The 15,615-nt window shown below is 36.1% G+C and carries 13 protein-coding genes; 2 read left to right on the top strand and 11 right to left on the bottom strand.

All coding sequences use genetic code 11. The features are described from left to right. Positions 1-117: 117 nt before the first annotated feature. The gene (locus tag LG296_RS05125) at positions 118-432 is read right to left on the bottom strand and encodes a metal-sulfur cluster assembly factor (RefSeq protein ID WP_404427602.1); all 315 of its coding nucleotides are present in this window, start codon (positions 430-432) and stop codon (positions 118-120) included. A gap of 56 nt (positions 433-488) precedes the next feature. Further along, on the bottom strand, positions 489-1,250 hold the full coding sequence (locus tag LG296_RS05120; protein ID WP_404427601.1) for a prolyl oligopeptidase family serine peptidase: 762 nt from the start codon (positions 1,248-1,250) through the stop codon (positions 489-491). Positions 1,251-1,462: 212 nt separating this feature from the next. On the opposite strand from LG296_RS05120, the gene LG296_RS05115 reads away from it, so the two are divergent. Further along, positions 1,463-2,269 carry a Cof-type HAD-IIB family hydrolase gene (locus tag LG296_RS05115; protein WP_404427600.1) on the top strand — a complete coding sequence of 269 codons (807 nt, stop codon included), beginning with the start codon at positions 1,463-1,465 and terminating at the stop codon, positions 2,267-2,269. A 97-nt stretch (positions 2,270-2,366) separates the two neighbouring features. Then, positions 2,367-3,218: a DegV family protein gene (locus LG296_RS05110; protein ID WP_404427599.1), complete on the top strand. Its 852-nt coding sequence runs from the start codon at positions 2,367-2,369 to the stop codon at positions 3,216-3,218. A 107-nt stretch (positions 3,219-3,325) separates the two neighbouring features. On the opposite strand, the gene LG296_RS05105 is transcribed toward LG296_RS05110, so the two are convergent. From LG296_RS05105 to LG296_RS05065, 9 genes are all read right to left on the bottom strand, one after another. Then, positions 3,326-5,131, bottom strand: a complete 1,806-nt coding sequence (locus LG296_RS05105) for an oligopeptide ABC transporter substrate-binding protein (protein WP_404427598.1) — start codon at positions 5,129-5,131, stop codon at positions 3,326-3,328. A 149-nt stretch (positions 5,132-5,280) separates the two neighbouring features. Further along, positions 5,281-6,189, bottom strand: coding sequence for an ABC transporter permease (locus LG296_RS05100; protein WP_251396820.1), 909 nt, complete (start codon positions 6,187-6,189; stop codon positions 5,281-5,283). A 30-nt stretch (positions 6,190-6,219) separates the two neighbouring features. Next, positions 6,220-7,182: an oligopeptide ABC transporter permease gene (opp4B, locus tag LG296_RS05095; protein WP_251396818.1), complete on the bottom strand. Its 963-nt coding sequence runs from the start codon at positions 7,180-7,182 to the stop codon at positions 6,220-6,222. 2 nt (positions 7,183-7,184) lie between these two features. Further along, positions 7,185-8,132 carry an ATP-binding cassette domain-containing protein gene (locus tag LG296_RS05090; protein ID WP_251396815.1) on the bottom strand — a complete coding sequence of 316 codons (948 nt, stop codon included), beginning with the start codon at positions 8,130-8,132 and terminating at the stop codon, positions 7,185-7,187. After that, complete coding sequence (locus LG296_RS05085) at positions 8,110-9,138, bottom strand: ABC transporter ATP-binding protein (protein ID WP_404427597.1); 1,029 nt, start codon at positions 9,136-9,138, stop codon at positions 8,110-8,112. The genes LG296_RS05090 and LG296_RS05085 overlap by 23 nt, the downstream gene beginning before the upstream one ends. 304 nt (positions 9,139-9,442) lie before the next feature. After that, positions 9,443-10,900 (bottom strand): alpha-amylase family glycosyl hydrolase, encoded by a 1,458-nt coding sequence (locus tag LG296_RS05080; RefSeq protein ID WP_251396810.1) that lies wholly within the window; start codon positions 10,898-10,900, stop codon positions 9,443-9,445. 1,823 nt (positions 10,901-12,723) lie between these two features. Next, the gene (locus tag LG296_RS05075) at positions 12,724-13,089 is read right to left on the bottom strand and encodes a YisL family protein (RefSeq protein WP_404427596.1); all 366 of its coding nucleotides are present in this window, start codon (positions 13,087-13,089) and stop codon (positions 12,724-12,726) included. A 151-nt stretch (positions 13,090-13,240) separates the two neighbouring features. After that, a complete protein-coding gene (locus LG296_RS05070) occupies positions 13,241-14,143 on the bottom strand; it encodes a fumarylacetoacetate hydrolase family protein (RefSeq protein WP_404427967.1) in 903 nt (300 codons plus the stop codon). Positions 14,144-14,348: 205 nt separating this feature from the next. Then, on the bottom strand, positions 14,349-15,503 hold the full coding sequence (locus LG296_RS05065; protein WP_251396804.1) for a DUF418 domain-containing protein: 1,155 nt from the start codon (positions 15,501-15,503) through the stop codon (positions 14,349-14,351). Between the last annotated feature and the right edge of the window lie 112 nt (positions 15,504-15,615).

The following is a 15,615-nucleotide window of genomic DNA, read 5'->3' as shown; positions in this document are numbered from 1 at the left end:
TCATATAAATATTCTTATCGTTAAATTTCTTAGAAAGGATTAGTAGACCTCAATAAAAAAAATGCAGACAAACTAAAAATTTAGTTTGCTGCATTCTAAAGAGCTGTATTGCTCGTTTTATCGAATTCCTAAAGCCATTTTGGCATAGCGTGACATCATATCTTTTGACCATGCTGGCTGCCAAACGATATTAACATCAACTTTTTTCACTTCAGGCAGTTCACTTAGAGCCGTGTTTACCTGGTCAACGATTACTGGACCAAGTGGGCACCCCATAGATGTTAACGTCATTGTTACTGTTGCTAACCCTTCTTCATCTAAATCTACCTCATATACTAAACCTAAGTTGACAATATCGATGCCAAGCTCAGGATCAATTACATTTTCTAAAGCACCTAACATGCTCTCTTTCATATCATCACTGATTGCCATTTTTTTGATTTCCCCCTTATCTATAGTGTTAACTCTATCATAGCAAATGAAATTATTTATGCCAAATGTTGAGAAAGAAACGATGTGACAGCAAGTACGCCGCTACGTGGAACCTTATGCCCAGAATTTTTTGATTCGATAAACTTCAATTTCTCAGGTGATTGTTCATAGTGTGAACGTAATTCCGTATAAAAATGATATGTATTTTTAAATGGAACTGTCGTATCTTTATATCCATGCCAAAATATCACAGGTCTTTGATTGAATCTCTTTGGCTCAACTGTTATATCATATTCTGATAATTGATTTAGGATTGCCTCTTTTTGTTTTTCATCGAATGGTAATTTTACGCCCATTTTTTCAAATTGGTCTAGCTGATAATTCGCTAAATCCACATAACCAGGAGCTCCCATACAAATCGCGGCAGCACTTATCCACTCATAAGTATTTAAACAGCCAGCTGTAATAATTCCCCCCATGGAAGAGCCAGCTATCCCAATTTTAGCATCTCCATAGCCTCTTTGCTTTAGCTCTTCATATATGGTGTTAACCTCATGAATAGATTTTAGGACTATCTCCCAAAAGTGCATATTCATTTTTAGCTCTGAAATATTCTCATCTCTTACCCCGTGTAAATATGCGTCAGGCATGATGACACGGACACCATTTTGTACTAATTGATAGGCGTAGTGTAAATTATGCTCCTTTGCACTTTGAAAGCCATGGAGAAATATTACAACAGGCGTTTGTTCGTTCATTGAATTATCGTAAACATGTAATAAAGGTATACCTTTCCACATATCATCTTGAACATACATTTTCTTTCACCCCTAAACAATTTTAGAAAAATCTATTTTATTTCCTAAATAGTTTTTCTAAAGCTAATATTTTATCAATAATAGAAAAAACTATTATTAATAATCATATCATTGGTGGAAAATTTTTGCTAAAAATAAAATCAGATTATCAATTTTTGACTAAATATATCCATAAGGATAAAATTTAAAGAGAGAGAAAGGAGACTTCCTTCATGAAACAACATTTAATAGTGTTAGATTTAGATGGTACTTTATTAACGGATGAGAAAAAAATATCCGAAAAAACAAAGGCAACTTTATTCAAGGCCAAGGAAGCCGGACATCAAGTAATGATAGCTACTGGTCGTCCATTCCGCGCAAGTCAGCTGTATTATAATGAAATGATGTTAACGACACCAATCGTTAACTTTAATGGTGCCCTAATACACCATCCTAAAAATGCTGGATGGAAAATGCTCCATTCCCCAATTGATATTAGCGTCGTCCATGATGTAGTTGACTCAGTGGATAAATATCAATATGAGAATTTGATTGCAGAAGTAAAGGACGATGTTTTTATCCATAATGAGGATAATCGCATGATGGATATCTTTAATATGGGCGATCCTCGCGTGACAATCGGGAACCTACGCGGAAGCTTAAGTGAAGATCCTACAAGCTTACTTATTCATGCAGATGAGGCTAATGTGCCAATCATTCGTGATCATTTAGCAAGTGTACATGCCGAATTAATCGATCACCGTCGTTGGGGTGCACCTTTCCATATTATTGAGATTGTACGCAAAGGGTTAAACAAAGCGGTTGGAATCTCACATATTGCAAAAGACTTAAATATCCCACGAGATCGTATTATTGCATTTGGCGATGAAGATAATGACTTAGAAATGCTTGAATATGCAGGAGTCGGAGTAGCAATGTCGAACGGTATTGATCAGCTAAAAAATATCGCAAATGAAATTACTTTAAGTAATAACGAAGATGGCATTGCCAAATTCCTAATAGAAAGACTAAAATTATAAGTATAGATATAGATAGATATACCAGTATCCCCTTTAATTCACTAAAATGAATGGAATAGAGGATATTACAAATTCAAAGCTTAAAGGAGGTATGAATATGAAAATTTTTGCAGATAGCGGTAGTGATTTACCAAAGGAGTTTTTTACTGAGAATAATGTAGAGCTCTTTACCTTACGAGTAGATCTAAATAACCAACAGTATGATGACATCCTAGATATCGATCCCAAGGTGGTATACGGTGCAATGCGAGAAGGCGCTGTTCCAAAAACTTCTCAAGTATCGCCTGAGATTTTCTTAAATAAGTTTGAAACCCTTGCAAAAAATGATGAGGAAGGTATTTATATTGCCTTCTCTTCTAATTTATCGGGTACATATAACACAGCTGTGATGATTGCTTCCCAGGTACGCGAAAATTATCCAAATTTAAAATTAAAAATTATTGATACAAAATGTGCTTCTCTTGGACATGGGTTACTCGTACTTGAGGCTGTTCGTTTACGTGATGAAGGACTACCCTATGAAGAAATCGCTCAAAAGATTACGCACATGGCTGAGCATATGACTCAATTGTTTACAGTTGAAAACTTAAGCTACCTAGCTGCAGGAGGACGACTTTCTAAATCGAGTGCATTTATCGGTGGCCTTTTAAGTATTAAGCCGATTTTACATGTAGAAGACGGTAAGTTAATTCCTCTAGAAAAAATTCGAGGACGTAAAAAAGCAATTAACCGCATCATCGAGCTGATGGCAGAACGTGGCGGCGATTTTTCAAATAAAATCGTTGGAATAAGCCATGGAGATGATTTAGAATTCGCCAAAGAGGTTCAGGCTTTGATCGAAGATAAATTACACCCAAAAGCCTTCGAAATAACAATGATTGGCTCAAGTATTGGTGCACATGCTGGCCCTGGTACAATTGCCATTTTCTTTACTGATAAAGACTATTAATAAATTTCGAGCTGTTTCTAACTGAAACAGCTCATTTTTTATGCATGAATAAATAAAAAAGATGAATCCTGGGAGTTTAACACTCCTGGATTCATCATTTTTAGTAATTAGTTAGCTACTGGCTCGTCAGCTACTAATTCAATTTCATGAACTTCTGTTGCATCTGCATAGTCAATATTGTAGTTTTTCACACGTTTATTGACTGGGAAGATTTCATAACGGAATTGCATTGGAATTGTTGTTGCAACTTCCTCAATATGCTGTTGGAAGATTTTGAACTGCTCTGCACGGAAGTCAGTATCAAATGCTTCTGGAGAATCGATTGCTGTAATAGCAGATTGTAATTCTTCTGATGTGTAACGGCTGAAGTTAAACGCATCAACTTCTCCATATAAGCCTGATGGAGATGGGTTAGTACCAGTTCCCCAAGCACCCATGAACATATCGATTTCTGGGTCATCAGCTTCAACCATATCATAGAATGCGTTGAATTCGATTAAACGACCAGTTGATAATGTAACATTTAAGCCAACATCAGCCCAATTTTGTAGATAGAATGCGATAATTTCTTCTTGAGTCGCATCACCAGACATAGCTGCTAATTTAATTTCTAATTTTTCACCGTTTGGATCTTCACGTAAACCGTCACCATCAACATCCACATAACCAGCTTCTTCTAATAAAGCTTCAGCTTTTTCTGGATCATAAGTGTAACCAGCTAATTCACCATCGTAGAATGATTGGAATACTGGTGGAATTAAAGAATTTGCACGCTCACGTAAGTTTTCATAGAATACTTCAGATACTTGTTCGATATCTAAAGCGTAACCCATAGCTTGTCGTAATTGTTGGTTACCCATTTTAGTGTTTTCTAAATCTGTAATAACTTTACCTTGTTCAGTGTCGAATTTACCTACTTTGAAACCAACATAAGAATAGTAAAGCTCTGGACGTCCTAGGATAGTAATGTTTTCTAAGTCTTTAATTTCTGCCATTTTTGTTGCATTGAAGCTTCGAATTAAATCATAATCCCCAGAAGCGATTGCTACAGAAATAGAGCTTGATGGAACCACTTTTACGATAACGCCGTCAAGTTTTGGTTCACCTTTCCAGTAGTGTTCATTTTTAACGAATGATACTGATTCACCTGGTACAATTTTGTCAATTTTGAATGCACCTAATGTGATTGGGTTTTTACGAACTGCATCAGACTCGATTAATTCAGCTACAGGAATTTCACCGATTTGATGAACTGGAGCTGCGTAAGTCCAAAGACCGTCACCACCGTAGAAAATAGATGGTGATAATTGTTTAAAGCTGATTTCTAATGTTAAATCATCAATTTTCTTTAGACCTGAGATTGTTTCAGCAGTACCTGCATGATATTCTTCAGCACCAATAATGTTTTGGAATTGAGTATCATAACGTACACCCGTATAATCTTTGTGTCCAATAATATGGTAAGGTAAAATCACGTCTTCAATAGTTAACGGCGTACCGTCAGACCATTTAACGCCTTCACGAATTTTTACAGTTGCTTTATTGTTTTCTTGGTCAACTTCTAATGATGCGATACCTTCATCAGTAAGCATGAAGTCTCCATCAGTTTCAAAAAGTGCATTTGAAGCCCATTCCATTAAATCAGCGTCATATGCATCTTCATAAAGTTCCCAGTTGAAGATCCCCTGGAATGGCTCATCTTTAACCATAGCAACTTGAAGTGTACCACCTTCAATAGCTTCACCTTCGTTTGTAACAGAAACTTCAAATAGCTCTTCCGAACCTTCAGTTGTTTCTTCAGCACCTTCAGCTGGCTCTTCAGTTGTAGTACCTTCTTCTTTCCCACTACAAGCTGCTAGAACTAGCAATAATGAAAATAGTGCTGCAAATAATAACCATTTAGATTTCTTCATTGCTTTTCCTCCCTTTTCTTTTTGTACCTAATAAGATTTATTTATATAACATATTTACTTTAAATTTGTGTAAATATGGTGGTACCGCATTTAACTAACTAATTTAAAAACATGAAATCTTCAGATATTTCTACCTAAAAAAATGTCTCTTACCCTAAGCGTTGACGAGAGTCTGCTGCTCTACGTAATGCTTGACCTACATAGTTGATTCCTAACATCATAAATAAGATAAATAATGATGCAGGTAACCAAACCCACCAATATTGTTGTAATACTAGAGGATTATTGGCATTACTAACCAATGTTCCTAATGACGGTGTTGAAAGTGGAAGCCCAAATCCTAAATATGAAAGACCTGTTTCAATACCAACATTCCCTGCAAAGTTTAACGTCATTTCAACAATGATTATAGAACTTAAGTTTGGCAGTATCTCTCGTACAATGATGACAAAATCATTCGTTCCGAGAGTCTTAGATGCATGTACATAGTCTCGTCTACTTTCAGATAAGGCTTTCGAACGTACCAGACGAGCAGTACTTGTCCATAAGAACAAGCTCATTATTAAAATGAAAGCTCCAACAGTATATTTTGGTACTACTGTGATGAACACAATGATTAACATTAAACTTGGAATAGTGATAAAGAAATCAATAATTCGCATGAACATATTATCAATCCATCCACCAAAGTAACCACATAATAGTCCAACTAAAATTCCAAATATACCTGTTATTAAAGTAATTGAAATCGCAATTAACATTGAGTTTTTGGCACCTACAATAATTTGTCCGATGATATCTTTACCACCCTCATCGGCACCAAGTAAGAATTTTTCACCTGGAGCACCAAATTTATCTCGTAAGCTTACACGCATCAACTGCTGCTGATCAATCATGAAATATGCCCAAAAGAAAATACCTATAATTACTGCTACTAAAACTACGAGTGAAAACATTGCTAATTTATCTTTCATAAACTCTCTAAAAATTACTTGTAATCCAGTAGGAGGAGAGTTTACGTGATTAACATTACTAATTTCTTTATTTTTCTTTGCCATATTAAATCCTCCTTAACTTTTTAGTGTCGCCTATTCAATCCTAATACGTGGGTCGACAATACTCATAATGATATCGGATAATAGACTACCTAAAAGGGCTAAGAAGCCAAATAACATAACTAATGCTGTAATTACACTGTAATCACGTGAAGAAATTGAGCTTACAAATAGTTGTCCCATACCAGGGTAACCGAAAATTGTTTCAATAAAGATTGATCCACCTAGTAATCCAGTAATCGTAAATCCTAAGAACGCTGCGATTGGTAGTAAGGAGTTACGGAAAATATGTTTTGAATAAACTTTTCGCATCGGAATCCCTTTACTACGAGCAGTACGAACGTAATCCATTGATTTTGCATCGATAATTTCAGAACGTAAGTATTGAATAATACCTGTTGTTCCTAAAATAGCATAAGTAATTGACGGTAGAAGGATATGATAGAATCGATCCCAATAATAAGCCAATGTACCAGCCTGCATTTTTATATCAACACTACCACTTGTAGGGAACCAGCGTAGTTGATATCCAAATAAGAATAGGAATACTAGCGCTAAAACAAATGTAGGTATTGCATATGTAACAAAGCTATACAGTACAATTGTTTTATCTAAACGAGAGTTCTGATATCTACCCGCTAAAATTCCTAATGGGATAGCAAGAGCATAAAGCAATATAACACTTAGTAAAGAAAGCCAGAACGTATTTAATGCACGTTCACCTATTAACGCACCAACATCGCGTTTATACGTATAACTTAGACCAAAATCACCCTGGAAGGCATTCCCCATCCAACGAAGATACTGCATATGGATTGGATCGTTTAATCCCGCTTTTTCAGTCAGCTCTGCAATTCGTGCAGGATCTGTTTGAGGTGTGATTAAACCTGTAAATGGATCACCAGGCATGTTTTTTGCTAGTATAAAGATGATTATACTTAATACAAACAATTGAGGAATCATTATTAGAAATCTTCTTACGATTGTTTTCCACATCTCTACAAGACCTCCTTCACTTGTGAAGTAGCCGCTACATAATGAGTGTTTGTGACTGGTAATAAGTCAAATACACGTTCATTTTCATCAAAATAGTTTTTATGCTCTGCTTGATAATGTTGCTCTACTCGGATTCTTTCACGTTTTCTTTCTTCTCTACCAATAGGTGATACTTCTGGAATAGCAGAAAGTAAACGTTTCGTATAGATATGTTGTGGGTTTGTATAAATATCCTCTTTAGAACCCGTTTCTACAAATCTACCTTTGTACATGATAGAAATGTGATCACACATATGTTTAACAACACCCAAATCGTGGGATATAAATAAATAGCTTAAACCAAATTCGTTTTGAATATCCTTCATAAAGTTTAATACTTGTGCTTGTACAGATAAGTCAAGGGCTGAAACTGGCTCGTCCGCAATGATTAGCTTTGGATTTGTTGCAATCGCACGGGCAATCCCTAAACGCTGCTTTTGTCCTCCTGAGAATTCATGAGGATATTTAAACTTTGCATCTTCAGGCATCCCGACAATCTCAAGTAATTCACTTATTTTACGTTCTTCCTCTTTTGGAGTAAGGCTTAAGAAATTACGAATCGGTTCTGCAATAATATCCTTTACTCGTTTACGAGGGTTTAAGCTTGAATGTGCATCCTGGAAAATCATTTGTACATCACGATTAAATGAAGATTTTCGACTTCTTCTTTTATTCGTAACGTTTTCGCCTTCATAAATAATGCTTCCATTTGTAATTTTTTCAAGGCCAATTAAAGCTTTCCCAGTTGTGGATTTGCCACATCCAGATTCACCAACTAATCCATATGCTTTTCCTCTTTCAAATTCCATTGTGATACCGTCAACTGCAAGAACTTGATCAATAACAGTATTAAAGAATCCGCCGCGAACAGGATAGTGAACTTTTAAATCATTTATTTGCATAAAGCTCATGTGTCCCGCCCCCTTTATCCGTTTTAAACTGAAACTCTTTCCAGCATGTACAGCGAACAAAATGTCCTGGTGAAATTTCATGAAGTTCTGGATTTTCCTCATGTGCATCTCCTGATATCCAAGGGACACGAGAAGAGAAACGGCAGCCAGATCGTGGAAGATTCATTAATGAAGGAACAATACCTTCTATTACATTTAAACGATCTGATTTAGAGTTCATCTGAGGAATTGAGTTAAATAAAGAACGTGTATAAGGGTGTTTAGGATTTTCAAACAATTCTTCTACACTTGCCTCTTCAATAATTTCTCCTGCATACATAACTGCTACGCGGTCTGCTACTTCAGCAACTACACCTAGGTCATGGGTAATTAATATAATTCCTGCTTCAGTTTCAGCCTGTAAATCAATTAATAAGTCTAAAATTTGTGCTTGAATTGTTACATCCAATGCTGTAGTAGGTTCATCTGCAATAATAATTTGTGGTTTACACGCTATCGCAATTGCAATAATAACCCTTTGTCTCATCCCACCAGATAATTGGTGTGGGAACTGTCTTGCGACACGCTCAGGATTACGAATCCCAACTTGGTTTAATAATTCTAATACTCTAGCATCTCTTTCAGTTTTGTTTAAAGTAGTATGATAGATTAAACCCTCTTCGATTTGCTCTCCAATTCGCATAAGTGGATTCAGTGCCGATAGAGGATCTTGGAAAATCATACTAATTTGAAAACCTCGAATATCGTTCATATCCTCTTCTGATAATGTTGCTAAATTTTTGTTATCAAATAAAATCTCGCCTTGAACCTGAGTCTTATTCTGGTCATATAGACCAATAATGGATGTTGCAAGTGTACTTTTACCACATCCAGATTCACCTACGATAGCAAGTATTTCATTTTTCTTTACTGTTAATGAAACACCATCCACTGCATCGTAAAATGCATCTTTAATTCGAAATCCAGTATGTAAGTTATTAATCTTTAAAAGTTCGTTACCTTTCAATTTAACTCTCCTTTCTAGCAATCATGTTGACTTTAATTTGAATACTACATTCGAATCTACTATGCAAATTTTTCAAATTATTGAAACCTACCAATTATTCTTAATCTTTTTTGTATTCTTGCAATAAATTATATATTCCTGTAACAATTGAAGTCAATATAATTTAATTTTATTTTTCAGAAATAACTAAAAATTGAGTTAAAAGCGTTGCTAATGACACATTATTACGAGAAAATTCGATAGAAGTTTTTTTAACATAATATTAAAAAAGGTAAAATTACCGGAGTAATTTTACCTTTTTTATCTATTGCTGTTCAGATTTTCTTTTTTTACCACGTTTAATAATGGCAATTATAAAAGCAATAAATAATAAATAAACAACTGCTAAAGCTGCTAGATAGCCTTTATTTATCCCCTTTTCTTCCGTAACCTGGAAAATTTCGACGATTTCTCGATCTAGTACAATAGGGTAAGTGCCATTTTTAGTCATACGAATCGTATCATTGTCTAACATGGCACGAAGCTCTTTCCCAGTACCAATTTCTTCTTCTGATATATCAAATCGAGTTGTTTGCCCAGTGTTATTAATGACAACAATCCATCTTTCTGTATCAGAATAACGCTCAAAAACTAAAAACCCACTGTCATTTTTCAGTAATTTGTATGCACCATCTCTTAAAGTTTCAGATTGTGAACGTAAGGTTTGAACATTTCCGATAAAATCTATCATTTCTTCATCTGTTTTGAAGTTATAAAGCTGATGTGCCTCTGCTCCAGCTTCACCGTTCATAATAAGCTCTGTTCCGTATTGTGTTACAGGAACACCTGGTAAAAGTAATGTTGCGACAATTCCTAGTCTTGTTCTAGTTGGCGGGTAAGCTTCTACTGTTAATGTAAAACGGTCAGTGAAGACATTATCAAGCATTAACTGGGTTGGCGCTTCTTCCCCGTTCACGTAAGGTTCAATATTCGTTAAAAGATTAGATGAATCTTCGTTTACATTTTTGTAAACATTACGGAAAGCTTCTGTCGTTTCTGAGTAATAATTAGCATCAAAATTCGCATCACTTTCTTCATTAGAGATTACGTAAAGCTTCTCATTCACTTCTTTAATAGCAGAAATCAATTCATTTATAAATTCCGTGTCAGCGTTACCAAGATTAGTTAAGCGAACGCCACCAAATTTATAAGAAGTAACAAAGTCTACTACCGAATTAACTAAGGCTTGCTGAACGTCTTCATTTTCCAAATCCCACTGTACTTTACCATCAGAGGAACCTGTAATCCATTCAGCCTTTGCTGGATCCTGAGCCCATTCATGATTCTCACTGACATTTGTTAGAGGGAAATCAACCATTACCTTTACATTGCTTTTAGCATATGTATTAATAACATTTGTCAGCTCTTCTGCTGTACCAAAATGAGGTTCGATTTCTTCATAGCTAGTAACCATTGACCCATCATATTTTTCTGTTTTGAAAACAGAGCCAAGCGAGACAATACTATAGCCCATATCTGTGATTAATGAAAATTTGTCAATTAACCCGCCGAAGTCACCACCTGCAAATTGTGTAATATCCTTAGGATCTGTATTGTAATCATTTTCTGCAGTCGAGTTAAAATAACGGTCTACCAATAAATCATATATCGTTTCATCTGCAATCGTTTTTGTTTCTTGTGCATCTGCAACTGTCGTTAAAGAAAATGATGCAGCAACTAATGCTGACGCCACTGTGACACTTATCCATTTTGTGAATTTCAAAATTATCCCTCTCCTATCAAATCCGCCTGCATTTTACATCTGTAATTGCCAGGCTCTAACCTCATCCAATGCTCTTAAAAATTGAATGAAGTGAAGACATATCATCGCCATTTTACCAAAAAGAAAAGACCTTCTGCTATCTTTTACTAGGAAATCAGGAATTTACATTGGAAAATGCGACAAAAACGTGAACGTGTCACTATGATGCTGAGTTGCCTCGTGTATGAAGTTTAGTTTCGGTAACACCGATGAGTATAATACAGGGGATTTAATTGATTCAGTGTGGAGTTGATGGGAGTTTTGTACTGAGGCGTGTTTTGAGGAAGAATCAGCGCGATGGGATGTTCAGGAGATTGGATGGTTGTACAGTAAGTATGGCTTATTGCGATGGTTGCGGGGGATTAGGAGCTTGAATGGTAGCAATGTTTCTCGTTTTGCTACGTTTCAAGAGCTACACCCGCTTGGATCGTAGCAATGTTTCTCGTTTTGCTACGTTTCTGGGGCTACACTTGCTTGGATCGTAGCAATCTTTCTCGTTTTACTACGATTCGTGGGCTACACTTGCTTGGATGGTAGCAATGTTTCCTTTTTTGCTACGTTTCAAGAGTTACACCTGCTTGGATCGTAGCAATGTTTCTCGTTTTGCTACGTTTCGTGAGCTACACTTGCTTGGATCGTAGCAATGTTTCTCGTTTTACTATGTTTCTGTGGCTATACTAACTTGGATGGTAGCAATGTTTCTCCTTTTGCTACGTTTCGTGAGCTACACTTGCTTCGATGGTAGCAATCCTTCTCGTTTTGCTACGTTTCGTGAGTTACACTTGCTTGGATCGTAGCAATGTTTCCTTTTTTGCTACGTTTCAAGAGTTACACCTGCTTGGATCGTAGCAATGTTTCTCGTTTTGCTACGTTTCGTTGGCTACACTTGCTTGGATCAGTCAATGTTTCCTTTTTTGCTACGTTTCTGCGGCTACACTTGCTTGAATGGTAGCAATGTTTCTCCTTTTGCTACGTTTCTGGGGCTACACTTGCTTGGATCGTAGCAATGTTTCCTTTTTTGCTACGTTTCAAGAGCTACACCTGCTTGGATGGTATCAATGTTTCTCCTTTTGCTACGGTTCTGGGGCTACACTTGCTTGGATCGTAGCAATGTTTCCCTTTTTGCTACGTTTCAAGAGCTACACCTCCTTGGATCGTAGCAATGTTTCTCGTTTTACTACGATTCGTGAGCTACACTTGCTTCGATGGTAGCAATGTTTCTCCTTTTGCTACGTTTCTGCGGCTATACTAGCTTGGATGGTATCAATGTTTCTCCTTTTGCTACGTTTCTGGGGCTACACTTGCTTGGATCGTAGCAATGTTTCCCTTTTTGCTACGTTTCAAGAGCTACACCTCCTTGGATCGTAGCAATGTTTCTCGTTTTACTACGTTTCGTGAGCTACACTTGCTTCGATGGTAGCAATCCTTCTCGTTTTGCTACGTTTCGTGAGTTACACTTGCTTGGATCGTAGCAATGTTTCCTTTTTTGCTACGTTTCAAGAGCTAAACCTGCTTGGATGGTAGTAATGTTTCTCGTTTTGCTACGTTTCGTTGGCTACACTTGCTTAGATGGTAGCAATTATCGGCTTATTGCTACACTCTACCAACACTAACAACTAGAACCGTAGCAAACTTCGGCTTACTACGATGCATATGTTTCATTTCACTACTCGTTCAGCGCAACATTGTCTCAAAACCGCCCCTTTCCAATCTCCCCTACCCATTTCAAGTTACAACCAAAAAAAATCGCAAAGTGCAAAAGCACTCTGCGATTCTCGAGATTATTAAGCTAAGAAATTAAAACCCATTTGTAATGCAAAGCCCATATACAATATAGCAAATAAAGAAATTGCAAATAGTACCCAGAACATTGTAGTTGGTTTGTTTTTAGCTTGACGTACTAAAACCATTTCCATCATTCCGATTACTAAAATACCTAATAGGAATTTAATGCCGTAAAGCATGCCTTGTCCAAAATCCATTGCTTCAATGAATAGTGCCCCACCAGTAATGATGACAAGAATATAGAACAAACGTAATGCCATATGAATACCTTTAGATTTTGAAGCTACTGCTGCCACGAAAAATAGTATTAAAGCAACTACCCAAGTGGTAATGTGTAAGTGTGTTGAGCCTGTTAAAAAGTCCATCTTGTTCCCACCTTATTTTTCTTTGTCAGCAATATCCTACCATATGCATGTTCGGGTATTCAAATATATTAGGCTCTATTTACTTTAATGTACAAATTTAAAACTATTTTTTAAGATTTGAAGGGCAATTTACTAGACAAATTAAGAATTTTTATTCAAATCGATTGGAAAGTGTTCCAATTCCCTGAATTGAAACCTTTACTAGATCTCCAGCCTTTAAGAAAGTTGGCGGATTCATCCCTTTACCAACCCCAGCAGGTGTACCTGTTAGAATGATGTCACCTGGCTCAAGCGTTACATAGCGAGATAGAGTAGAAACTAACTCGTCGATAGGGAATACCATATCTTTTGTAGAGCCGTTTTGTCGCACTTCCCCGTTTACTTTAGTAACAACAGTTAAATTTTGCGGATCAGTAATTTCATCTTTTGAAACGATATATGGACCTATTGGACAAGAGCCTTCTAAGCTTTTACCTAAGAAAAATTGTTTATGACGATCTTGAAGATCACGTGCTGTAATATCATTGGCGATTGTATAGCCAAAAATATAGTCATAGGCTAGCTTTTTCGGAATATCCTTCCCTTTCTTTCCTATTACAATAGCAAGCTCGCCTTCATAATCTAGAGAATTTGTTTTTTCCTCATGGATTGGCAGAACTTGTTCATCAGCTGCAATCGAAGTTGGTGATTTTGTGAATACGACTAAGTCTACAGGTGCTGCATCAGCGCCCATTTCTTTAGCATGATCCTGATAATTTTTACCGATACATAAAATATTTTTTGGTGTTCTTGGAATTGGTGATAACCACTCTATTTCAGAAAATGAAAGCTTATATTGATCAACTTCTGCAGTATTTTTTACTGCTTCAACTAATCTACGCGTTTGTTCAACAAAGTCAAAACCTAATGTAATTCCATCAATAATCTGTTTTGGAAAAGAAGGGAGAATTTTAAGCTCTTCTTGAATAGCTAGTACATCCCAAACCGCTTCCTCTTTTTTTACTTTCGGACCGAATTTCACTTCTCCATTTAATTTGAACGATAAAATCTTCATAAATAAAGGCTCCTTCTTTTTTCCTTTGTAGTCTTCACATTCTCCGATATTTAGAATATATCGAATAAATGCTAGATTAGTTTCATCATACATCAAATTTTCTGAAATTGCTCACTTTTCCGACAAGAAATTTTTAGCAATTTAGTGAAATAAAATTAATATTTTAAATTACATTCCACTCTGCCATCTTTCTAAATCACTACGATTATCGATAAGTTAATTTCTTTACTAATAGCTCTAATGGGCCTTGTTTAAACTTGGTAAACCAAAGCTCTGCAAAAATGACCTGAATTACAAATAGACCAATCGCTATATAAGTTCCCATTTGAACGTCCACTTCACCATATAGCCCGAACCCAAAATTATAGAAGATTAATGTGCAAATAATCGATTGCATAATATAAAGCGTTAATGACATTCTTCCCGCTTTAGCTAACGGCTTCAATAGCTTTGGCATTACTGGAATCATACATAGACAAACTACCACGCCAATATAGCCTATGGAAAGAATCGGTCCACCTACATATACTTTTAAATAATCTAATAGATAAGTACTATTATAAATAAACGGTGTGCTCTTAATGAAAAGCCCCAGCGCTAAACAAATAACTGTTAAGCTAATCCATAGAATTTTTAATTCCTTTCCTCTTTCGATTAAGCGCCATTTTGCGAAGGCTGCACCGATTAGCATATATGGTAAAATCGTCAGCAACGAGGTAATCCACATTACTATCCCCATTTGAAGCGCTAAATCATCTAATCTTTGTAGAAAAGCATCTGTCCAGCTACCAATTCCATAGGCAGATAAGGCATTGTTAATCATTGTAATATCGACAGCCGGCTCCTCAACCTCTAAATTAGCCACGCTAAGAAGCGAAAACATGCCAATGAAGAATACCTGCATGATTCCATTAATGACTATCCCAAATGTTAGCAGCCAGCCACTTCCAAAGCGCAGGAAGAGAAGAAGAATAAAACCACAAAATGCATACATTGTTAAAATATCTCCCCACCAGATGAAAAAGGCGTGGAATAAGCCAATTATTAATAAAATAATTAATCGTTTTGGGGCAAATTTATAAAAGCTTGCACCTGTCTTTTCGGCCTTCATAAATTGCATGGCTAGCCCATAGCCGAATAACATTGAAAATAGTGGGTAGAAGCTACTTTGTACATAGATATCTAAGGTTTGATGCCAAATAATATCCTTAGCTTCTGTAAACCAATTACCTAAATCTATATGAGGCAGTGGTAGATAAAATCCGAACATGTTTACTAGTAGAATTCCAAATAAACTAAATCCTCGTAAAATATCTAGAGAGTCAACTCTCTCATTTAAAGCTGTTGGTTGAAAATTCACTATGGTTCTCCTTTTCTTTGAAAAAAATAATAACTTGTTAATTTTATTTTACATGATTATCCAACATTTTTTCCGAAAAAAAGCCCATTAATTCTGTTAAAATTAATAGGCT

The organism is Ureibacillus chungkukjangi (assembly GCF_044795995.1).
Taxonomy (GTDB): Bacteria; Bacillota; Bacilli; order Bacillales_A; family Planococcaceae; genus Ureibacillus; species Ureibacillus chungkukjangi.
Note: the sequence above shows the minus strand (reverse complement) of the source record. Positions and strands in the feature narration are given on the sequence as shown.